This window comes from Streptomyces sp. TLI_105 (assembly GCF_900105415.1).
Classification (GTDB): domain Bacteria; phylum Actinomycetota; class Actinomycetes; order Streptomycetales; family Streptomycetaceae; genus Streptomyces.
The window spans coordinates 4,082,961-4,104,156 of the sequence record NZ_FNSM01000001.1; the positions used below are offsets into that span (position 1 = coordinate 4,082,961).

Annotated in this window: 20 protein-coding genes; 10 read left to right on the forward strand and 10 right to left on the reverse strand. The window is 72.2% G+C overall.

Annotated features, from left to right (window positions below; all coding sequences use genetic code 11):
• Positions 1-42 precede the first annotated feature (42 nt).
• A complete protein-coding gene (locus tag BLW86_RS18615; protein WP_093875080.1) occupies positions 43-852 on the forward strand; it encodes a 4'-phosphopantetheinyl transferase family protein in 810 nt (269 codons plus the stop codon).
• Here BLW86_RS18615 and BLW86_RS18620 read toward each other — a convergent pair.
• The 3 genes from BLW86_RS18620 to BLW86_RS18630 form a co-directional block, all read right to left on the reverse strand.
• The gene (locus tag BLW86_RS18620; protein WP_093878732.1) at positions 812-1,024 is read right to left on the reverse strand and encodes an MbtH family protein; all 213 of its coding nucleotides are present in this window, start codon (positions 1,022-1,024) and stop codon (positions 812-814) included. The genes BLW86_RS18615 and BLW86_RS18620 overlap by 41 nt on opposite strands.
• Complete coding sequence (locus tag BLW86_RS43190; protein WP_256341350.1) at positions 1,021-1,713, reverse strand: response regulator transcription factor; 693 nt, start codon at positions 1,711-1,713, stop codon at positions 1,021-1,023. Before BLW86_RS43190 ends, BLW86_RS18620 begins: the two co-directional genes overlap by 4 nt.
• Before the next feature lie 262 nt (positions 1,714-1,975).
• Positions 1,976-2,971 (reverse strand): helix-turn-helix transcriptional regulator, encoded by a 996-nt coding sequence (locus BLW86_RS18630; RefSeq protein ID WP_093875081.1) that lies wholly within the window; start codon positions 2,969-2,971, stop codon positions 1,976-1,978.
• A 54-nt stretch (positions 2,972-3,025) separates the two neighbouring features.
• On the opposite strand from BLW86_RS18630, the gene BLW86_RS18635 reads away from it, so the two are divergent.
• Entirely contained in the window at positions 3,026-3,442 is a 417-nt protein-coding gene (locus BLW86_RS18635) for a hypothetical protein (RefSeq protein ID WP_143060262.1), read from the forward strand.
• Between the two features lie 140 nt (positions 3,443-3,582).
• Complete coding sequence (locus tag BLW86_RS42055; RefSeq protein WP_177181695.1) at positions 3,583-3,723, forward strand: hypothetical protein; 141 nt, start codon at positions 3,583-3,585, stop codon at positions 3,721-3,723.
• Positions 3,724-3,907: 184 nt separating this feature from the next.
• Here the strand turns inward: BLW86_RS42055 and BLW86_RS18640 are convergent, their stop codons facing one another.
• Both BLW86_RS18640 and BLW86_RS18645 read right to left on the reverse strand, forming a co-directional pair.
• Positions 3,908-4,117, reverse strand: coding sequence for an ADP-ribosylation factor GTPase-activating family protein (locus BLW86_RS18640; protein ID WP_093875083.1), 210 nt, complete (start codon positions 4,115-4,117; stop codon positions 3,908-3,910).
• Positions 4,118-4,275: 158 nt separating this feature from the next.
• Positions 4,276-4,791, reverse strand: a complete 516-nt coding sequence (locus BLW86_RS18645; RefSeq protein WP_093875084.1) for a MarR family winged helix-turn-helix transcriptional regulator — start codon at positions 4,789-4,791, stop codon at positions 4,276-4,278.
• Between the two features lie 156 nt (positions 4,792-4,947).
• Between BLW86_RS18645 and BLW86_RS18650 the strand changes: the two genes are divergently transcribed.
• The 4 genes from BLW86_RS18650 to BLW86_RS18665 all read left to right on the forward strand — a co-directional run bounded on the left by BLW86_RS18650 (position 4,948) and on the right by BLW86_RS18665 (position 8,110).
• Positions 4,948-5,586: a hypothetical protein gene (locus tag BLW86_RS18650; RefSeq protein ID WP_177181696.1), complete on the forward strand. Its 639-nt coding sequence runs from the start codon at positions 4,948-4,950 to the stop codon at positions 5,584-5,586.
• Position 5,587: 1 nt separating this feature from the next.
• The gene (locus tag BLW86_RS18655; RefSeq protein ID WP_093875085.1) at positions 5,588-6,433 is read left to right on the forward strand and encodes an SGNH/GDSL hydrolase family protein; all 846 of its coding nucleotides are present in this window, start codon (positions 5,588-5,590) and stop codon (positions 6,431-6,433) included.
• Positions 6,430-7,080 carry an NAD(P)-dependent oxidoreductase gene (locus BLW86_RS18660; RefSeq protein ID WP_093875086.1) on the forward strand — a complete coding sequence of 217 codons (651 nt, stop codon included), beginning with the start codon at positions 6,430-6,432 and terminating at the stop codon, positions 7,078-7,080. The genes BLW86_RS18655 and BLW86_RS18660 overlap by 4 nt, the downstream gene beginning before the upstream one ends.
• Positions 7,081-7,237: 157 nt before the next feature.
• On the forward strand, positions 7,238-8,110 hold the full coding sequence (locus BLW86_RS18665; protein WP_093875087.1) for a Cof-type HAD-IIB family hydrolase: 873 nt from the start codon (positions 7,238-7,240) through the stop codon (positions 8,108-8,110).
• On the opposite strand, the gene BLW86_RS18670 is transcribed toward BLW86_RS18665, so the two are convergent.
• The 4 genes from BLW86_RS18670 to BLW86_RS18685 all read right to left on the reverse strand — a co-directional run bounded on the left by BLW86_RS18670 (position 8,107) and on the right by BLW86_RS18685 (position 16,101).
• The gene (locus BLW86_RS18670; protein ID WP_093875088.1) at positions 8,107-9,819 is read right to left on the reverse strand and encodes a GAF domain-containing sensor histidine kinase; all 1,713 of its coding nucleotides are present in this window, start codon (positions 9,817-9,819) and stop codon (positions 8,107-8,109) included. The genes BLW86_RS18665 and BLW86_RS18670 overlap by 4 nt on opposite strands.
• Positions 9,820-9,839: 20 nt before the next feature.
• On the reverse strand, positions 9,840-13,502 hold the full coding sequence (gene cydD, locus BLW86_RS18675; RefSeq protein ID WP_093875089.1) for a thiol reductant ABC exporter subunit CydD: 3,663 nt from the start codon (positions 13,500-13,502) through the stop codon (positions 9,840-9,842).
• A gap of 70 nt (positions 13,503-13,572) precedes the next feature.
• The gene (cydB, locus tag BLW86_RS18680) at positions 13,573-14,574 is read right to left on the reverse strand and encodes a cytochrome d ubiquinol oxidase subunit II (protein WP_093875090.1); all 1,002 of its coding nucleotides are present in this window, start codon (positions 14,572-14,574) and stop codon (positions 13,573-13,575) included.
• An 18-nt stretch (positions 14,575-14,592) separates the two neighbouring features.
• On the reverse strand, positions 14,593-16,101 hold the full coding sequence (locus BLW86_RS18685; protein ID WP_093875091.1) for a cytochrome ubiquinol oxidase subunit I: 1,509 nt from the start codon (positions 16,099-16,101) through the stop codon (positions 14,593-14,595).
• A 205-nt stretch (positions 16,102-16,306) separates the two neighbouring features.
• Between BLW86_RS18685 and BLW86_RS18690 the strand changes: the two genes are divergently transcribed.
• On the forward strand, positions 16,307-16,687 hold the full coding sequence (locus BLW86_RS18690; RefSeq protein ID WP_093875092.1) for a cyclophilin-like fold protein: 381 nt from the start codon (positions 16,307-16,309) through the stop codon (positions 16,685-16,687).
• A gap of 33 nt (positions 16,688-16,720) precedes the next feature.
• On the opposite strand, the gene hisC is transcribed toward BLW86_RS18690, so the two are convergent.
• Positions 16,721-17,818, reverse strand: coding sequence for a histidinol-phosphate transaminase (hisC, locus tag BLW86_RS18695; protein WP_093875093.1), 1,098 nt, complete (start codon positions 17,816-17,818; stop codon positions 16,721-16,723).
• A 391-nt stretch (positions 17,819-18,209) separates the two neighbouring features.
• Here hisC and BLW86_RS18700 point away from each other — a divergent pair, with 391 nt between their 5' ends.
• Together BLW86_RS18700 and BLW86_RS18705 are read left to right on the forward strand one after the other, a co-directional pair.
• Positions 18,210-19,316, forward strand: coding sequence for a LacI family DNA-binding transcriptional regulator (locus tag BLW86_RS18700; RefSeq protein WP_093875094.1), 1,107 nt, complete (start codon positions 18,210-18,212; stop codon positions 19,314-19,316).
• A gap of 286 nt (positions 19,317-19,602) precedes the next feature.
• On the forward strand, positions 19,603-21,096 hold the full coding sequence (locus BLW86_RS18705; protein WP_093878735.1) for a metallophosphoesterase: 1,494 nt from the start codon (positions 19,603-19,605) through the stop codon (positions 21,094-21,096).
• The last annotated feature ends 100 nt before the right edge of the window (positions 21,097-21,196 follow it).

Sequence of the window (21,196 nt, forward strand, 5' to 3'; positions counted from 1 at the left end):
GCGGAACGGCGGCGAACGGCAGGGGAAGGCAGGCGGTGGACGATGAGCTCGTGCCCGACGCCGTACGCGGCCGGCCACCGGATCGACCGGCCCCCGGCGGTCCCGGTGCTCGGCCCGGCCGACTGCCACATCTGGTGGGCGGATCCGGCCACGGTCACGGACGACTGCCTGGACCTGCTCGACGAGACCGAACAGTCCCGGCTCCCGCAGCTGCGCCGGACGGAGGACCGGCAGCGGTTCATCGCCGGACGGGCCCTGCTGCGCACCGCGGCCGCCGGTTATCTCGGCCTGCCGCCCCAGTGGGTCGAGGTGATCGCCCGCTGTCCCGACTGCTCAAGGAACCACGGAAAGCCCGAACTGCCGGGCACCGGGCTCCAGGTGTCGGTGTCGCACTCCGGCTCCCGGGTGGCGGTCGCCGTCACCCGCACGGGTCCCGTCGGCATCGACGTCGAGGAGATCAGCGCCTCCGTGGCCCCCGCGGAACTGCTCCCCCACGTCCTCGGTCCCGCGGAGCCCCGTACCCCCGCCCATACCACCATCGGCGGCTTCCACCGGATGTGGACCCGCAAGGAGGCGGTGCTCAAGGCGACGGGCCAGGGACTGCGGATACCGCTGTCCGAGGTCGGGGTGTCGGCTCCGGAGGAGGACCCGAGGGTGCTGTTCCTGGGCGGTCCGGCGGCCGGGCCTGCCGAGGACTTCGTCCTGGCCGACCTGGAGGCCGGTGCGGGCTGCGCGGCCGCGGTCGCCGTGATCGGCGGCGGACGGCCCGTCTTCACCGCCTACTCCCGGAGCCACCCCTCGGCCGCCGCGTTCAGTGCGGGGCCGCCGCCGGCTGCGGGGCCCGGGCGCTGAGCGGCCTCATGTCCGTCCACATCCGCTCGATGTGGTCGAGGCACTCCTGGCGCTCGCCGCTGAAGCCCTCCGGCTCCCAGCCGGCCGGCAGCTCGCGGTCGGCGGGCCAGAGCGAGTACTGCAGTTCGTGATTGCGGACCACGAGCTGGGTGCCGATGCCTTCGGTCGTCATGTCTCCACCTGCTGTCGTTGTCGGGGTTCGGGGTGCGCGGCCGGTGCGCGCGGGGTGGTCAGGGCGGCACGGACCAGCTGCGCCTTGTTGTGTGCGCCGAGCTTGGAGCGGATGCGCTTCACGTACGTGTCGACCGTGTGCTGGCTGATGCCGATCCGCCGGGCCGCCTGGTCGTGGGTGCAGCCCTCGACGAGGTGCCCGAGCACCTCGCGCTCCCTCGGGGAGAGCGTGGCGACGCCCTGCCGTGCGGGAGCCGGTCCCGGCGCCGCCACCCGCCGGATGGCGTCCACGAGCATCAGGGGCGCGTCGTCGAACGGAAGGGTCGCGCCCGCCCGTTCGGAGCCCGCGCCCCGGCCCGTACCGGAACCCGTTTCCGGGCCTGTTTCCAGGCCTGTTTCCGGGCCAATTTCCGGGCCCGTTTCCCGGCCGGTTTCCGAGCCAATTTCCGGGCCCGTTTCCCGGCCCTTCTCCGGTCCTTCGGTCAGGAGGACCGTGCGGGCGGCGGGAACGGCCGGCGGCAGCTCGCCGAGCAGGCCCCGGTCGACCACGAGGCAGTCGACCGACCCGGGCGTCACCGCGAACGGCGTGCTCGTGGCGAACGCGACCTGGATGTCGGCCTCCGCGTCGAGCAGATAGCGGATGCCGAGCAGGGCGAGCTGGTTCTCGACGAAGATCCCGGCACGCGTCATGTCGACTCCTCGTCTGCGCTGGGTCCGGTCCACTCCGGTTCCACAGGACCAATCTCCGTGATCGGAGCGCTCACCGGAAGGCGACTCCGGTGGCCCGTTGAGGCCCTGGACACAAGGGGACACGGAGCGCGGGAAACGGAGGTACAGGGCGCGGGAGTACGGGAATCCGGGGCGGCAGTACGGGGCTCCGGGGCGCGGGAGCACGGGGATACGCCAAGGGGACCGGCCCACGAAGGGTCCGGTCCCCTGAACGGTCACGGCGTCAGCGCTGCTCGGGAATCCAGCCGTTCTGCGCGGCGCGGACGCCCGCCTCGAACCGGCTGCGCGCCCCGAGCCGGGTCATCAGCTCGGAGGCCAGCCGTCGCGCGGTCCGCGGCGACACCCCGAGCCGCTTCGCGATGGTCTCGTCCGTGTGGCCCTCGGCCAGCAGGACCACGACCGTGGCCTGCTGGTCGGTGAGGCCCTGCTCGTCGGCCCTGCTCTCCTCGTTCAGCGGCCGGGCGTCGCTCCAGACGCTCTCGAAGAGTGCGCACAGCGCGGTCAGCGTGCCCTGGCCGGTCAGCACCACGGCACCCTCGGCGCTGTTGTTGCTGTTCACGGGGATGACGGCGGTCTTGCGGTCGAAGACGATCATCCGGGTCGGCAGGGTCGGCACGGTGCGCACCTCGCCGCCCAGCCTGGACAGCCAGCTCACGTACTGGAGGGTGTGCGGGCTTTTGCGGGCGCTGTTGAGGTAGACCGTCCGCATCCGGACCCCCCGGTCGAAGAGCTCCTGGTTGAGCGGCTTCGCGGCCTCGATGTGCTCCGGCCGCTGGGGCCCGTCCGGGGCGAAGGTCATGACCTCCTCCCGGGTGTCCCGGGTGAGGGCGGCGAGCCCGTCGCGGATCTGGTCGATCCCGGTGAGTCGCTCGCCGTGCGGGCGGCTGTCGGCCGGCCGTATCTCCTCGTACTCCGCGATCAGCTGGGCCGCGGCCGCCCGCGATTCCTCCAGCTGTTTCTGGTGCGCCGCGAGCTCGGCCTGCTGGCGCGCCATGAGCATTTGGAGGCCGACCTCGGGCGACACGGGCCACAGCGTGCCCTCCTGGTCATAGGAGGGACGCAGCAACGCCAGTTCGCTCAGGGTGTCGAGACCGTACCGGACCTGCTCGGGAGTGAGCCCCAGCCGCTCTGCCAGGTCCGCCACGCCGTCGCGCGGCCGTGCCAGGAGACCCCGGTAGACGGCCTCGGCAATGGAATCAAGACCAAGCGCCTTGAGCACGGCACATCTCTCCCCCCGGAGATTTCGTGGTTTAGGGGCTCCATCATCACACGCGTGACCAGTTTTCTACAGAAGGCGGTCTGGACTGTACCGGCCATTGCCGGAATGGGACTTCTGTTCTTCTTCTTCCTGGTTCGTCCTTTGGGGAAAATGCCGGGTGTGTATCTCGTTCACACCGAACTCCTCAACAAGAAGGCGGAGTTGTGCATCCCTCAGAACCTCGCGGATCTCCTCCGTGACCTGGCGCTTCCCGGCGACGGCGTGGAGCACGTGGTCGTCCACCCCCATCCGGGCCACGGAGTGACAGTGGGGGTCTATCTGCTCGCCGACCGCCTCCGGGTCGCGGAGGAGACGGCGGCGCGGCTGTGCCTGCGCGCGGTCACCGAGATCGGTCCGTTGCCGGGGTGGCGGGTCGGCCGCTCGGAGGCGCCGCTGCTCGCGCCGTACGGCTTCGAAGGATTCGTGGGCTGAGCCCCTGGACGTGGCCCGCTGACCTCTTCGGTCCAGGGCCCGTTCCGTCCACCGGAAGTCCCTTCCGAACACCTTTCGGCTTGACGAAGCTCTGTCTCACCGAAGGAAAACCCCCCACCGACTCGTAAGGGACTCATACCTTGCTGCGCTTCCGTTCCGCCCGCTGGGCTGCAGTTCTCCTCACGGCTCTCGCTCTCCTGGTCCCGGCTTTCGACGGGGCCGGCGACTCCGCCGACACCGTGGTCACCGCCGGCGCCCTGGACGACGTGATCTGGGGCTGACACCCGCCCGACGCCTCGGCGTCGATGCACGGAACGGGACGCGGGGCGCCCCGGGCTGCCCCTACCGAACGCCGGACGGCATCGAAGACGGAGTCTTCGGTGCCGTTTCGTCGTACGCGGGGTCTTCGATGCCGTCTCGTCGTGGCCGTCTCGTCGTGCGCGGCCTCTTCGCCGAAGGGGCCGTTCAGGCCGTCCGCGGCTCGTGGCTCCGCCACAGGGCGAGCAGGACCGGGGAGTCGGCCAGGACGTCGCCCACCAGCACCGGGTCCCGCGTGGGGTGCGCCGCTCCGGCCCGCTCGCACTCCGCGCAGAGGGCCATGCCGAGGCTCGCGACCCACGTCCCGTACGGCGCACCGCAGGACTCGCACTCCGCGCCTCGCCGGCCCGCGACCATGCCCCGCCCTCCCTGGAGACGCCGTCAGCTCCCAGGGGTCTTCCCCGTCACGTCGAAAACGAACGGGTGTTTACGGCCACGTCCTGGCGCACACCGGAGTGCGCCGACCGCGTGCCGGCTCCGCGCCGACTCCGTGCCGGCGCCGCGTGGTCCCTCGCTCAGCCCGGACGCTTCGGCAGATGGCGGTAGCCCGGGTGCACCCCGGGGGTGAGGCCCTGCTGTTCGGCGATCCGTCCGAGGAGCGCCGTCAGCCGGGCCCGGTCCTCCCCGTCGAGCGCCGCGAACAGGTCGTCCTCGTGCAGCGCGGCGACCTCGCGGACCCGTCCGAGCGCGCGGCGCCCGTCCTCGGAGACGTACAGCTCGTGGTGGCGACGGTCCTCGGCGCTGCGGCGCCGCTCGACGAACCCCTTCTTCTCCAGGTTGTCGATGAGCGCGACGACCCGGCTCGGGACGACGCCGAGGTCGGCGGCGAGGGAGCGCTGGCTCCGTCCCGGTTCCATGGCGATCATCCGCAGCAGGCCGACGTCCGGCGGGGCGAGGCCGAGCTCGCCGACGCGCTCGCCGAAGCGTCCCGCCGCGTGCGCCCCGAGCTGGGCGAGCAGGAACGCTCCGCCGCGCGGGGACGGGGTCGTCGCCGCTCCGGGATCTTCCACTGGTTGCCGGTCACTGCTCATGGGGCTATCGTACGCGACAAGAATGATTCTCTATGGTGAACTATTCTCATGAGAGAACGGACTGGACCCGTGTCTGCAGCAGAGAACTGGACCGACCCCCGGCCCACCGAGGCCCCCCGACCACGCCGGGAGGCTCAGGGAGGGCCTCCGCCCGGCGTGCTCGCCGTGGTGTTCACCGGACTGTTCCTGGCCGGTCTTGTGCTCAGCACCGTGCTCGCCGACGGCGCCCCCTTCCCCTCCCCCTTCGGCGGGACCGGCGAGATCGTGGCGTACTTCCGCGCCCACTCCGACGCCGTCCGCCTCTCCGGCGCCCTCCAGTTCGCGGCCTCGATCCCGCTGGCCGTCTACGCCGCCACGGTCTCGGCCCGGCTGCACCGCCTCGGCGTCCGCGCCCCCGGCGCGACCATCGCCCTGGCCGGCGGACTCCTCGCCGCCGGGTTCCTGGCCTGCTGCGGTCTGGTGAGCTGGACCCTGTCGCGTACGGAGGTGCTGGAGCTCCCGCCGCTCGTCCGGGCCCTGCAGTACCTGGCCTTCGCCACCGGCGGCCCGGGCCACGTCGTGACGCTGGGCCTGCTGGTGGCCGGGATCGCCGTCCCCGGGCTCCTCGCCGGGCTGCTGCCCCGCGCGTTCGCCGTGACCGGCCTCGTCCTGGCGGCGGTCGCCGAGCTCTCGACCCTCACCCTGCTCCTCGACGGCGCCGCCCTGCTGCTGCCGCTGGCCCGCTTCACCTGCCTGGGCTGGCTGATCGCCGCCGGCTTCCTGCTGCCCCGACGCCGCACCCGGAAGGAGAACTGACATGCCCGAGAACACGACGGACACGGACAAGAAGCTCACGGACAAGCTCGTGCGCTTCCAGCAGCCCGAGAAGACCCTCCGCTACCTGGGGGAACTGCCCGACACACGCCTCGCCGACCTCTTCGGCCTCGACACCGAGGCGTACCGGAAGCTGCTGCGGGACCTCGACGGCCGGGCCCGGGACACCGCGGCCGCACTGCTCGAGGACCCGGCCTTCGCCGCCCGCGCCGACCGACTGCCCTTCCGGCCGGGGCAGCGGGTCGTGGCCCTGGGCGAGAGCACCACCGCCGACCGGCTCTCCTGGTTCTCGATCCTGCGCCACCTCCTCCCGGAGAGCGTCGAGCTCGTCAACCTCGCCGTCTCCGGTTCCACCACCACGCAGGCCCTCGCCCAGCTGCCCCAGCTCGGCTTCCTGCGCCCCGACTGGATCCTGTGCATGCTCGGCGCGAACGACGCCCAGCGGCTGGGCCGCGGCGCGGGGTCCGCCGGCACCCGGCTGGTCAGCGAGGCGGAGACCGAGCGCAACCTCCTCGCCCTGCGGGACCTCGCCGGGCGCGGCGGCCTCCCCGGCCCGGACCGCTGGATCTGGCTCACCCCGAGCGCGGTGGACCAGGAGCGGGCCGACGCCTATCCGCACTTCCGGCGCGCCGGGATCGGCTGGACGAGCGAGGACGTCGACGGCGTCGCCGACTTCCTCCTCGGACGCCCGGAACTCACGGTCGACACCCGGCGGGCCACCGCCGGTCTGCACCTCGACGACGGCGTCCACCTCACCCTCGACGGCCAGCGGGCCGTCACCGTCGCCCTCGTCGACGCACTGGCACAGCGGGCGGGGGCGGCGACATGAGGCTCATGCTCTTCGGCGTCACCGGCGGTACGGGCGCGCAGCTCCTGGCCCAGGCCCTCGGCGCCGGCCACCGGGTCACGGCCGTCGCCCGCGACCCCGCCCGGGTCCCCGTCGCGGACCCGGGGACCGGACTGACCGTCCTGCCCGGCGACGCGCTCGTCCCCGAGCCCTGGCGGGAGGCGGTCGCCGGCCACGACGCCGTCCTCTCCTGCCTCGGCAGCACCGACCGCAAGCACCCCACGACCGTCTACTCGCAGGGCACGCGGAACATCGTCGAAGCCATGCGCGCCTCCGGCGTCGGCCGGCTGCTCTGCCTCTCGTCCGCCGGCCTGGAGATCACCCCGGAGGTGCCGCTGCCGCAGCGGCTCGTCACCCGGTACGTGATCCAGCGGCTCTACCGGCACGGCTACGCCGACATGGCCCGGATGGAGAGCTTCGTACGGTCGCCCGCCGCGGCCGGCACCGTGTGGACGGTGGTCCGGCCCCCGATGCTGACCGACGGCCCGTTGACCCGCACCTACCGGACCGCGGAGAACGCCCCTCTGGCGCGGCCGAAGTCCCTCTCCCGCGCCGATCTCGCGCACTACCTGCTCACCCACGTCGACGACCGCCGCGCCCACGGGGCCGTCGTGGAGGTCGCGTACTGAGAACACCGCACGAGCACCGCCCGCAGACCCGGACGCGCGATCCCGCGCGCACACCCACCCGCGCGACTCCACGCACACCAACCCACCCGCGCGATCCCGCGTACTCATATGTGCGGCTCCTCGCACGCCCGTGCGTCCGGTACGGAAGAATGGTGCGGTGACCTCTCCCCGTTCCCCGCGCCCTTCCGCCCCGGTGGCCCGGCTGATCGCCACCGACCTCGACGGCACCCTGCTGCGCGACGACAAGTCCGTGTCCCCGCGCACGATCGCCGCCCTCGCGGCCGCCGAGCAGGCCGGGATCGAGGTCTTCTTCGTCACCGGCCGCCCGGCCCGCTGGATGGACGTCGTCAGCGACCACGTCCACGGCCACGGCCTGGCGATCTGCGCCAACGGCGCCGCCGTCGTCGACCTCCACTCGGGAGGCACCTTCCTGGAGGTCCGCCCGCTGGAACGGCCGGTCGCGCTCGACGTGGTCCGTGCCCTGCGCGCCGCCGCGCCGGGGGCGTCCTTCGCCGTGGAGCTCACCACCGGCATCCACTACGAGCCGCAGTACCCGCCCTTCTTCCTCGACCCCGGCGCCACCGTCGCCACCGCCGAGAAGCTCCTCTTCGAGGAGGAGCCCGGCTCGGCCGCCCCGGTCCTCAAGCTGCTCGCCCAGCACCCCGAGCTCGACCCGGACGTGTTCCTCGCGCTCGCGCGGGAGGCCGCGGGCGACCGGGCCGCCTTCACCCGCTCCAGCCCGACCGCCCTCATCGAGATCAGCGCGCTCGGCGTCTCGAAGGCCTCCACCCTGGCCCTGTGCTGCGCCGAGCGCGGCATCGCGGCCGAGGAGGTCGTCGCCTTCGGCGACATGCCGAACGACATCGAGATGCTGAGCTGGGCCGGCCGCTCGTTCGCCATGGGCAACGCCCACCCGGACGTCATCACCGCCGCCTCGGGCCGCACGGTCGGCAACAACGAGGACGGCGTGGCCGTCGTCATCGAACGGCTCGTCGCCGACGCGCTCCGGAGCAGGGAGACCGCCGGCTAGAGCGGCGCCTCCCACACCACCGTCGTCCCGCCGCCGTCGTCGCCCAGGCCCGGACCGCACCAGCTCGCGCCGCCCAGCGACTCGGCCCGGCGCGCCAGGTTCCGCAGGCCGCTGCGCCGCCCGCCCGCCGGGATGCCGATGCCGTCGTCGGCGACCGAGAGGCGCACCCCGGCGGAGCCGTCCGACAGGGTGGCGCCGGCGTCGACGACGACCTCGATGCGGCTCGCCTCCGCGTGCCGGAACGCGTTCGAGAGCGCTTCGCGCAGGGCGGCGACGAGGTTCTTGCCGGTGAGCTCGCCGACCGTCGAGTCGATCGCGCCGAGGAAGCGGTGCGCGGGCCTGAAGCCGAGCGGCACGGCCGCCATGTTGATCTCCCGCAGGACGCGGGTGCGCAGCCCCGACGGGGCCTCGGCGGGGCCCTGCTGGAGCGCGAAGATCGCCGTACGGATCTCCTGGATGGTCACGTCCAGCTCGTCCACGGCCTTGCCCACGCCCTCGCGCACGGCCGGCACGATCGACCTCCGCTGGGCGCTCTCCAGCATCATGCCGGTGGCGAAGAGCCGTTGGATGACCAGATCGTGCAGGTCGCGGGCGATCCGGTCGCGGTCCTCGAAGACGGCGAGGCGCTCCCGGTCGCGCTGCGCGTCGGCCATCATCAGGGCGAGGGCGGCCTGCGAGGCGAACTGGGTGGCGAGCGTCCGCTCGGCCTCCGTGAACTGCCGGGCGCCGCGCACCCGGGGCGTGGCGAGCGCGCCGAGGACCCGTCCGCCGCTCTGCAGCGGCAGCATCATGCTCGGCCCGTACGAGGACGTCAGCCGGCTGATCATGCGCGGGTCGGTCGAGGCGTCGGCCAGGAAGACGGCCTCGCCCTCCAGGAGCTCCTTCACGACGGCGCTCTCGGGCGGGATCACCATGCCCAGCGACTTCGTGGGCCGGGGCGAGGAGACGGCGACGATCTCCAGGCCGCCTTCCTCGGCGGGAAGCAGCACGATCCCGGCGTCCGCCTCGGCGAGCCTGCGGGCCTGTTCGGCGACGACCGTGAGGGCCTCGTCCGCGTCGCCGCCGGAGAGCAGGGCGGTGGTGACGGCGACCGAGCCGTCGATCCACCGTTCGCGCTGCCGGGCCGCCTCGTACAGGCGGGCGTTGCCGATCGCGATGCCGGCCTCGGTGGCGAGGACCCGGACCATGTGCACGTCGTAGTCGTTGAACTCGCCGCCGCCGCGCTTCTCCGCGAGGTAGAGGTTGCCGAAGATCTCGCCCTGGACCCGGATGGGGACGCCGAGGAAGGTCCGCATCGGCGGATGTCCCGGCGGGAAGCCCGCCGCGCGCGGATCGGTGGACAGATCGGCGAGCCGGATGGTCTGCGGGTCGCGGATCAGCGCGCCGAGCAGCCCCGCGTGGCCGTCGGGGCGGTGGCCGATCCGGCGGACCACGTCCTCGCCGACGCCGAAGGTGACGAAGTCGGACAGGCCCTCGCCCTCCTCGTCGACGACGCCGATCGCGGCGTACCGGGCGTCGGCGAGTTCGGCGGCGGTCTCGCAGATCCGGTCGAGGGTGGAGTGGAGTTCGAGCCCGGTGCCGACCGAGCGCATGGCCTCCAGGAGCTGCGGCACGCGGGCGGTGAGCTCCGTGGACAAGCCCTGGAGGCTGCGGGTGGCCCGGGTGGCGGCTTCCAGGGGGTCCGGAGCGTCGGACGCGGCGGCGGTCATGGGCCTGAGCCTAGTAAGTCCTATTTGGCGAGAAAAGTCGGCCTCTCCGTACCGGTCGCCGCGGAGGTGACGAGCAGATCGGTCTCCCGCTCCTGCTCCAGCATCCGGCGCAGCGGACCGTCCGCCGCCGCGAGTTCGGCGTACGGGCCGCGCTGCACGGTCCGGCCCTCGTCGAGGACCACCACCTCGTCGACGGCGTCGAGACCGTGCAGCCGGTGGGTGATGAGGACGGTGGTGCGGCCCTCGGTGGCCCGGAGCAGATCGTCGGTGAGCGCGTCGGCGGTGGCCAGGTCCAGGTGTTCGGCGGGTTCGTCGAGGACGAGGACCGGGAAGTCGGCGAGGAGGGCCCGGGCGAGCGCGAGGCGCTGTCGCTGCCCCCCGGACAGCCGGGAACCGTGCTCGCCCACGAGCGTGTCGAGTCCGGCGGGCAGTCCGTCGACCCAGTCGAGCAACCGGGCCCGGCGCAGTGCCTCGCGCAGCTCCTCGTCGTCCGCGCCGACCTTGGCGAGCCGCAGGTTCTCGCGGACGGAGCTGTCGAAGACGTGGGCGTCCTGGGCGCAGAGCCCGACGAACCGCCGGACCGCGTCGCCGTCGAGTTCCCGGGCCGGTACGCCGCCGATCCGGTACGTGCCGTGCTCCGCGTCCAGGAACCGCAGCAGCACCTGGGCGAGTGTGGTCTTGCCGGAGCCGGAGGCGCCGACGACCGCGATCCGGCGCCCGGCCTCCAGGGCGAGCCCGAACCCGTCGAGCGCGAGCCGCTCCTGTCCGGGGTGCCGGGCCGAGAGCCCGGCCAGCTCCAGCGGGAACGGGTCCGCCGGGGGAGCGGCGGGCGTCCGCGGCTCGTGCACGGGGACGGGGGCGTCGAGCACCTCGAAGACCCGCTCGGCACTGCGCTTGATCCGCTGCCGGTACTGGACGGCGAGCGGCAGACCGGTGACGGCCTCGAAGGCGGCGAGCGGCGTCAGGACGATCACGGCGAGGGCCACTCCGTCGAGCCGCCCGTCCCGTACGGCCTGGACGCCGACGAGTGCGGCGGCCGCGACCGTCAGGCCGCAGACCAGGGCCGAGAGGCCGGCGCCGAGCGCGGTGGCGGCGGCCTGCCGGGAGGCGATGGAGGTGAGGGCGCGGTCGGCGTCCCGCGTCCGCTCGATCCGGCCCCGGAGCGCACCGGCGACGGTCAGTTCGGCACAGCCCCGCAGCAGGTCGGCCACGGCGGTCGCCAGGGTGCCGCGCCCGGGGGCGAGCCGCCGCTCGGCCCGGCGGGCGAGGGCTCCGCCGGCCGTCGGCACGGCGACTCCGGCGATCAGCAGGCCCACGGCGAGGACGGCACCGGCCTCGGGCAGCAGCCAGGCGGTGAACCCGGCGGAGGCGACGCCCACGACGAGCGCGGCGCCCACCGGGAGCAGCCAGCGCAGCCAGTAGTCCTGGAGGGCGTCGACGTCCTGCACGAGCCGCGCGAGGAGGTCACCGCGCCGGGTGCGGCGCAGTCCGGCCGGGGCGATCCGCTCCAGGCGCCGGTAGACGGAGACCCGCAGGTCGGCGAGCATCCGCAGGACGGCGTCGTGCGAGACGAGCCGCTCGGCGTACCGGAAGACGGCCCGGCCGATGCCGAAGGCGCGCGTGGCGGTGACGGCCATCATCAGATAGAGCACGGGCGGCTGTTCGGAGGCCCGCGAGATGAGCCAGCCGGACACGGCCATGAGCCCGACGGCAGACCCGAGCGCCAGACTCCCGAGCAGCAGCGCGAGCGCCATGCGCCCCTTGAGCTCGCCGGCCATGCCCCGGACGCGACCGAGCACGGCGCCCCGGCCGTCCCCGCCCGCCCCGGCCGCCGGCCCGGCCACCGGCGATCCGGTCGTGGGCATCTGTTCCGCAAGGGGCGAGGGGGGTCCCTCCTGCTCGAGCGAAGCCGAGAGCTCGGGGGAGGGTGGGCACACGCCCGCACCTGCGCCGGACCCGGCGCCCCTGTCGCTCCGGCCCACCCCAGGAGCCTCGGGCATGACGGGGTCCTCGCCCCGGGGCGCGCCGATCGCCGAGATCACGGGGGACACGCCGCCCACCCGCACCACCCGGTCCGCCACCGCGAGCAGCGCCGGCCGGTGCACGACGAGCAGCACCGTCCGCCCGGCGGCAAGCCGACGAACCGCCTCGACCACCCCCGCCTCCGTCACACCGTCCAACCCCGCCGTCGGCTCGTCGAGCAGCAGCAGGGGCCGGTCCGCCAGGAACGCCCGGGCGAGCGCGAGCCGCTGCCGCTGTCCCGCCGAGAGCCCCGCGCCGTCCTCGCCGAGCGGGGTGTCGAGCCCCTGCGGCAGCCCCGCGACGAACCCGTTTGCCCCGGCGTCCCGCAGGGCGTCCCGTACCGCCTCGTCGGAGGCGTCCGGACGGGCGAGCCGTACGTTCTCGGCGACCGTCCCCGCGAAGAGGTACGGGCGCTGCGGGACCCAGGCGATGCGGGACCGCCATTCCTCCAGGTCGAGCGTCGCCAGGTCGGCGCCCCCGACCCGTACGGAACCGCCCTCCTCCGGCACCGCGAACCCCAGGACGACGTCGAGCAGCGTCGACTTCCCGGCCCCGCTCGGCCCGACCAGGGCCACCGTCTCGCCCGGCTCGACCGTCAGCGTCGCCGCGTCGAGCGAGGGCTCGGCGCGCCCCGCATGGCGGACGGTCACGCCGTCGAGCTCAAGGCGTACGGACTCCGGGGCACCCGCCGTGCCACCGTCCCGTACCGGCTGCTCCAGGACGTCGAAGATCTCCTCCGCCGCCGCGAGCCCCTCCGCCGCCGCGTGGTACTGCGCCCCCACCTGGCGCAGCGGAAGGTACGCCTCGGGCGCCAGGATCAGGATGACGAGCCCGGTGTAGAGGTCGAGCTCGCCGTGGACGAGCCGCATGCCGATGGTCACGGCGACGAGCGCGACCGACAGGGTCGCCAGGAGTTCCAGGGCGAAGGAGGAGAGGAAGGCGATCCGCAGCGTGCGCATCGTCGCCTGGCGGTACTCCGAGGTGATCGCGCGGATGGACTCGGCCTGGGCCTTCGCCCGGCCGAAGATCTTGAGGGTGGGCAGGCCGGCCACCACGTCCAGGAAGTGGCCGGAGAGCCGCGAGAGCAGCTTCCACTGCCGGTCCATCCGGGCCTGGGTGTACCAGCCGATGAGGATCATGAAGACCGGGATGAGCGGCAGCGTGACCACGATGATCGCCGCCGAGACCCAGTCCTCGGTGACGATCCGGGCCAGGACCGCCACCGGCACGACGACCGCGAGGCCCAGCTGCGGCAGATAGCGGGCGAAGTAGTCGTCGAGGGCGTCCACGCCCCGCGTGGCGAGGGCGATCAGCGAACCGGCCTTCTGACCGCTCAGCCACCCCGGTCCGAGTGCGGCCGCGCGGCCGAGGAGCCGGCCGCGCAGTTCGGACTTGACCGCCGCGCTCGCCCGGTGGGCGGCGAGCTCGGTCAGCCAGGAGACGAGTCCCCGTGCCGCCGCGACTCCGGCGAGCAGCAGCAGGGGCGCGGTCAGGTCGGCGACCGACTGGACCTTCTGGAAGGCCCCCACCACGATCTCGGCGATGAGCATCGCCTGGGCGATGACCAGCGCCGCTCCGACGAGGCCGAGCACGACCACCGCGATCAGGAAGAGACGGGTGGCCCTGGCGTACCGGAGCAGGCGCGGGTCGATCGGTTTCACGTGAAACATGCCCTTCTGGAGAGCGTCGGCCGCCGAGCACGGCTGGTGGGAGTCGGCGGCCGAGTGGCGACTAGTGAGCGTCGGCGATGTGCTGCGTACCGATGCGCTTGCGGAACACCCAGTAGGTCCAGCTCTGGTAGAGCAGCACCAGCGGGGTCGCGATCGCCGCGCACCAGGTCATGATCTTGAGCGTGTACGGGCTCGAGGACGCGTTCGTCACGGTAAGGCTCCACTCGGGGTTGAGTGAAGACGGCATGACGTTCGGGAACAGCGACAGGAAGAGCATCGCCACGGCGGCGGCGATCGTCACACCCGAGAGCGCGAACGACCAGCCCTCGCGCCCCGCCTTGATGGCGGCGATGGCGCCGACCAGCGCCACCACGGCGACCAGCATCGCCGCGAGGCTCCAGCCGTCCCCCGTGTCGACCTGGGTCCAGATCAGGAAGCCCAGGGCGAGCACCGCCGTGACCAGACCCAGCTTGAGCGCGAGCGCCCGCGCCCGGCCCCGGATGTCCCCCACCGTCTTGAGCGAGGCGAAGACCGCGCCGTGGAAGGTGAAGAGGGTGAGCGTGACCAGGCCGCCGAGGATCGCGTACGGGTTGAGCAGGTCCCCGAGGGTGCCGACGTACTCCATGTCGGCGTCGATCTTCACGCCCCGGACGATGTTGCCGAAGGCCACGCCCCAGAGGAACGCGGGGATCAGCGAGGTCCAGAAGATCGCCTGCTCCCAGTTGCGCTGCCAGTTCTCCTCGGGCCGCTTCACCCGGTACTCGAAGGCGACGCCCCGGACGATCAGGCAGACCAGGATGATCAGCAGCGGCAGGTAGAAGCCGGAGAACAGCGTCGCGTACCACTCGGGGAACGCGGCGAAGGTCGCGCCGCCGGCGGTGAGCAGCCACACCTCGTTGCCGTCCCAGACGGGCCCGATGGTGTTGATGAGGACCCGCTTCTCGGCCCGGTCACGGGCGAGCAGCTTGGTCAGGACGCCGACCCCGAAGTCGAAGCCTTCGAGGAAGAAGTAGCCGGTCCAGAGGACGGCGATGAGTACGAACCAGACGTCGTGGAGTTCCATGCCTCGATCTCCTCAGCCTCAGTACGAGAAGGCCATGGGCCGGTCGGGGTCACGAGAGTCCCCGCCGATCTTGGTGGGCGGGTTGAGGTCGTCCTCGGTGAGCTCCGGCGGCCCCGCCTTGACGTACTTGACGAGGAGCTTGACCTCGATGACGGCGAGAATCGCGTAGAGGGTGGTGAAGACGATCATCGAGGTGAGGACCTCGCCCTGGGAAACGCCGGGGGAGACCGCGTCACGGGTGCGCAGCACGCCGTAGACGACCCAGGGCTGACGGCCCATCTCGGTGAAGATCCAGCCCCAGGAGTTGGCGATCAGCGGGAACGCCATCGTCCAGAGGGCGATGATCCAGTACCACTTGCCCAGGCGGGGGCTGAGCGCCTTCCGCTTGAACAGGACCAGGTTCGGCACCTCGTCCTCGCCGGTCCGCATCCCCGGTGCCAGCATGAACTTCTTCCGGGTCAGCCAGAGACCGAGCATGCCGATGCCCAGCGAGGCCATGCCGAAGCCGATCATCCAGCGGAAGCCCCAGTAGGCGACGGGGATGTTGGGCCGGTAGTCGCCGGGCCCGAACTTCTCCTGCTCGGCCTTGTTCACGTCGTTGATGCCCGGGACGTACGAGCTGAAGTCGTCGTTCGCGAGGAAGGACAGCAGGCCCGGGACCTCGATGGCGACCGTGTTGTGGCCCTTCTCGACGTCGCCGTAGGCGAAGATCGAGAAGGGTGCGGGCGCCTCGCCGTCCCAGAGCGCCTCGGCGGCGGCCATCTTCATCGGCTGCTGCTTGAACATGACCTTGCCGAGCAGGTCGCCGCTGATGGCGGTGCCGAGACCGGCGATGATCAGCGTGATCAGGCCGAGCCGCAGCGAGGTCCGCATGATCGGGATGTGCTTCTTGCGCGCCAGGTGGAAGGCGGAGATGCCCACCATGAACGCGCCGCCGACCAGGAACGCCGCCGTCATCGTGTGGAAGAACTGGGTGAGCGCGGTGTTCTGGGTGAGCACCTGCCAGAAGTCGGTGAGCTCCGCCCGGCCGCGCTCCTTGTCGATGCGGTAGCCCACGGGGTGCTGCATCCAGGAGTTCGCCGCCAGGATGAAGTACGCGGAGAGGATCGTGCCGATCGACACCATCCAGATGCAGGCGAGGTGGATCTTCTTCGGCAGCTTGTCCCAGCCGAAGATCCACAGACCGATGAAGGTCGACTCGAAGAAGAAGGCGATGAGCGCCTCGAAGGCGAGCGGGGCGCCGAAGATGTCGCCGACGAATCGGGAGTAGTCGGACCAGTTCATGCCGAACTGGAACTCCTGCACGATCCCGGTGACCACACCCATGGCGATGTTGATCAGGAAGAGCTTGCCCCAGAACTTCGTCGCCCTGAGGTACTTCTCCTTGCCCGTGCGGACCCAGGCGGTCTGGATGCCGGCGGTGAGCGCGGCAAGCGAGATCGTCAGGGGTACGAACAGGAAGTGGTAGACGGTGGTGATGCCGAACTGCCAGCGCGCCAGTGTTTCCGGCGCCAAAGCTAGGTTCACGTCGTCTTCTCCTTACTCGACGTGGTCACAGCGGGCAGTCTGCCTGGCGGGTTCCACCCAAATGGGGAGGAAGCAGGACACGCTTGTGAACGCGTTCACATTCACAAGCATTATGGCTCATACGAAATCCGTACGTAAGAGCGGGGTGTCCCTACTCGAAGGTCACCCCTTCCCGGGATCTTCAACATATTGTTGAATCGGGGGCATGACCCTTCGGATCCGCATCTCCTGGCCCGCCGGCCACACCACGGCCACCCTTGACGAAACCCCCACGAGCAAAGCGCTCGTGGGGGCTCTCCCGATCGTCTCCACCGCACGCACCTGGGGCGAGGAGGTCTACTTCGACACTCCGGTCTCCGCCGCGCTCGAGTCCGACGCCCGGCAGGTCGTCGAGCCGGGCACGGTGGCGTTCTGGACGGAGGGCGACGCACTCGCCCTCCCCTACGGCCCCACCCCGATCTCGCGGGGCGAGGAGTGCCGGCTGGCGAGCCCCTGCAATCTGCTGGGCGCGCTCGACGGCGACCCGCGGATCCTGGCCACCGTCAGGGACGGCGACCCGATCCGGGTCGAGGTCGTCGCGGGCTGACCGGCCCGCCCGCGGGGGTTCGTCAGCGGCTGGTCAGCCCTCCTTGCGGAAGCCCTCCGCCGCCTTCAGGAACAGGTCGTTGGCCTCGCACTCACCGATCGTGACGCGCACGCCCTCGCCCGCGAACGGCCGCACCATCACGCCGTGCCGCTCACACTCCGCCGCGAACTCCATGGTCCGCTCGCCGAGCCGCAGCCAGACGAAGTTGGCCTGCGTGTCCGGAACGGTCCACCCCTGGGCCACGAGCCCCGCGTGGACCCGCTCGCGCTCCCCCACCAGCGAGCCGACCCGTCCGAGCAGTTCGTCCTCGGCCCGCAGCGAGGCCACCGCCGCGTCCTGCGCCAGCTGGCTCACGCCGAACGGCACCGCCGTCTTGCGCAGCGCCGCCGCCACCGGCTCGTGGGCGACCGCGAAGCCGACCCGCAGCCCCGCCAGGCCGTACGCCTTGGAGAAGGTGCGCAGCACGGCGACGTTGGGCCGGTCGCGGTAGAGCTCGATGCCGTCCGGGATGTCGCTGTCGCGGACGAACTCCCGGTAGGCCTCGTCGAGCACGACGAGGACGTCGGAGGGCACCCGGTCCAGGAAGCGCTCCAGCTCCGCCCGGCGCACGGCGGTGCCCGTGGGGTTGTTGGGGTTGCAGACGAAGATCAGCCGGGTCCGCTCGGTGATCGCCTCGGCCATCGCGTCGAGGTCGTGCACCTCGCCCTCGGTCAGCGGCACCTGCACGGAGGTGGCCCCGCTGATCTGCGTGATGATCGGGTACGCCTCGAAGGAGCGCCAGGCGTAGATCACCTCGTCGCCCGGGCCCGAGGTGGCCTGGAGCAGCGACTGCGCGACGCCGACCGAGCCGGTGCCGGTGGCCAGGTGGGAGACGGGCACGCCGAAGCGGTTCGCCAGCTCCTCCGTCAGACCGGTGCAGGCCATGTCGGGGTAGCGGTTGAAGTTCGCGGCGGCGGCCAGCGTGCTCTCCATGACCCCCGGCAGCGGCGGGTAGGGGTTCTCGTTGGAGGACAGCTTGAAGGCCACGGGACCGCCCGCGGCGGCCGGCTTGCCCGGCTTGTAGGTGGGGACACCGTCCAGCTCGGCGCGCAGCTTGGGGCTGCCGGTGCTCGTCCCGCTGGTCTCGCTCACAGTGTGGCCTCCTCGACCGTCCGTACCGCCAATACTCCTCACCTTAAGAGGATTCGCCGTCGCTGCGAATGGGCTGTGGACAACAGGAGGGACACGCTGTGGACACGGCCCCCGCTCGCGCTCCGGAAGGAGGGGGCGCGCACCAGGGTGGCGTGCGCCGGTGGCGGGCGCCGTGGCGCGCATCCCCCGTAGAGGTGAGTTGAGACCTCTTCGAGACCTCTCCCCCTCGCCAGGCCTACACCGCTCGATGGCCATAGATCACACGCCAGAGACCATAACTACCTTTGATTCAGCGTATCTTGGGCTTCTTCGATCATGCAGAAACGTGCCTGTCAACGCCTGCATATGCGACCGTCCCGACCGCCCCTCGTCGCCCTACTATCGGCTCGCCATGACAGCAGCAGGGAAGCACCAGGTGAGCCGGGCACAGACCCGGGGAAGCCGGCAGGGCCGGGCAGGCATCCGGGACGTGGCCGCCGCCGCCGGGGTCTCCATCACGACTGTCTCCGACGCGCTCAACGGGAAGGGCCGACTCCCGGACGCCACCCGCCGCCACGTCCGCGAGGTCGCCGACAGGCTGGGCTACCGCCCATCCGCGGCGGCCCGCACGCTCCGCACCGGCAAGTCGGGACTCATCGGCCTGACCGTGACCACGTACGGGGATGAACCTTTCACCTTCACCGAATTCGCGTACTTCGCGGAGATGGCCAGAGCAGCCACATCGGCGGCGCTCGCCCGGGGCTACGCCCTGGTCATCCTCCCCGCCACCTCCCGCCATGACGTCTGGTCGAACGTCGCCCTCGACGGCACCGTCGTCATCGACCCCTCCGACCACGACCCGGTCGTCACCGAACTGGTCCGCCAGGGCCTGCCCGTCGTCTCCGACGGGCGCCCCGCCGGCACCCTTCCGGTCACCGCCTGGGTCGACAACGACCACGAAGCCGCCGTCCTCGACCTGCTCGACCACCTCGCCGCCGCCGGCGCCCGCCGGATCGGCCTCCTCACCGGAACCACCACCGACACGTACACCCGCCTGTCCACCACCGCGTACCTCAACTGGTGCGAACGGGTGGGCCAGGACCCCGTCTACGAGGCCTATCCGGCGCACGACCCGTGCGCGGGCGCCGTCGCGGCCGACCGGCTGCTCGCCCGCCCGGACCGGCCCGACGCCGTGTACGGCCTCTTCGACCCCAACGGAACCGACCTCCTCGCGGCCGCGCGCCGCTACGGACTGCGCGTCCCGGACGACCTGCTGCTGGTCTGCTGCAGCGAATCGACCGTCTACGCCACCACCGAACCGCCCATCACCACGCTCTCGCTCAAGCCGCGCCGGATCGGCACGGCCGTCGTCCAGCTCCTCATCGACGCCATCGAAGGGATCGACACCGACGGTCCGGTCGAGCAGGTGATACCGACCGAACTCATCGTCCGCACCTCCTCGCAGCGACGTCCGCCACGCACCACGGTCAGCCCGCCGCGCTCACCGGCCAAGGACTGACCCCACGGGCGGCGGCGCCCGAACCCGCCGTCATCCGAACCGCCGTCCCCGTCCCTGCCCGTGGGCAGGGACGGGGAAACCGATCACCGCACCGGGCTCACCCCTGGACTGGACCTTCACAATTCGGGCGAAACAATCGGCGAACCCGGAGTGAACCCGGATTCACCACCCCTGGTGCGTCACACGGAAGGGCCCTCATTCCTATGATGGGCGGACGACACCGCGGACCACCCCGACCAGGCCGGTCCGCGATGTGCAGGGCATCGCGACGGTGGTGGAGGGGTCGATGACTCAGGGGGCCGGTCAGGAGCCCGTGGTGCGCACGGCGACATTGCGTGACTTCCGCGTACCGCCGTACGCCCGCGTGCCCGTGCAGGGCCACGCCGCCGAGCCGCCGCCGCCGGAGAAGGCGCCGACGGCTCCGCCGGGCGAGCCCGCTCCGGTCGAGCACCTGTCCCTCCCCGCATACCCGGCATCCGCCGAACACCTCCCGCCGGTCGCCCCCTCCCCGGTCGAGGCCGTCCCGGTACCGGCCCCGCCGACCGAGCCCCTCCCGCCCGAGGCCCCTCCGACCGAGGCGCCCCCGGCCGAGGCGCCCCCGGCCGCGCCCACCGCCACTCCGCAGACCTCCGCACCGCAGGCCTCCCCGCCCGCCGCACCGCAGGCACCCGCGCCCACCGCCCCGCCGGTATCCGTGCCCGCCGGGCCTTCGGCCCCCATGCCCGCCGATCCGACCCTCCACCTGGGGCACCGGCTCGCCCCGGCGTACGCCGCCCCGGCCGGCTCCTCCATCGTCTCCGTCGCCACCGGCCACCCGGGCAACGCCTTCCCGGGGGGCGAGCCGCCCGAGGGATACACCCCGACCGAGCGCGACCTCCCCGTCATCAACCGCGGCGACACCGTCCAGATCTCCGTCACCCCCGAACCGGCCCCCGCCCCGGAGCCCGCGAACGGCGACGGACCCGGCCCCCTCTACGTCGTCGGCGACGTCCACGGCTACCTCGACGAGCTCCTCGCCGCCCTGCGCGCCCAGGGCCTCATCGACGAGAACGGCGGCTGGGCCGCGGGCAACGCCCGGCTCTGGTTCCTCGGCGACTTCACCGACCGCGGCCCCGACGGCATCGGCGTCATCGACCTCGTCATGCGCCTCTCCGCCGAGGCCGCCGCCGCCGGCGGCTACTGCAAGGCCCTCATGGGCAACCACGAGCTGCTGCTGATCGGCGCCAAACGCTTCGGCGACACCCCCGTCAACTCCGGCGCGGGCACCGCCACCTTCCAGGCCGCCTGGCTGCTCAACGGCGGCCAGAAGCACGACATGGACCGGCTCCAGGACGTCCACCTCCAGTGGATGTCCCGGCTCGACGCCGTGGTGCGCGAGGACGACCACCTCCTCGTGCACTCCGACACCACCGCGTACCTCGAATACGGCCAGACCATCGAGGACGTCAACGACACGGTCCACGAGATCCTCAACCGGAACGACGCCGACGAGGTCTGGGACGTCTTCCGGAAGTTCACCAAGCGCTTCGCGTTCCGCGACGACGGCGGCCCGCAGGCCGTCCAGGAGCTGCTCTCCACCTACGGCGGCCGCCGGATCGTGCACGGCCACAGCCCCATCCCGTACCTCCTCGGCCAGGTCGGCACCGAGGACGGCGAGGACAACGGGGGCCCGGTCGTCGACGGACCGCACGTGTACGCCGACGGTCTCGCGATCGCCATGGACGGCGGAGTGACCATGGCCGGAAAGCTACTGGTCGTCCAACTCCCCCTGAACGGCTGACGCATAACGCTGCGCATCCGAGGAAGTCGATTTCCGGAAAGACCCTGTCAGGCCGTGGTGTCGCCGCAATACCATCGGGTCATCCGTAGCAGGCTCTCCT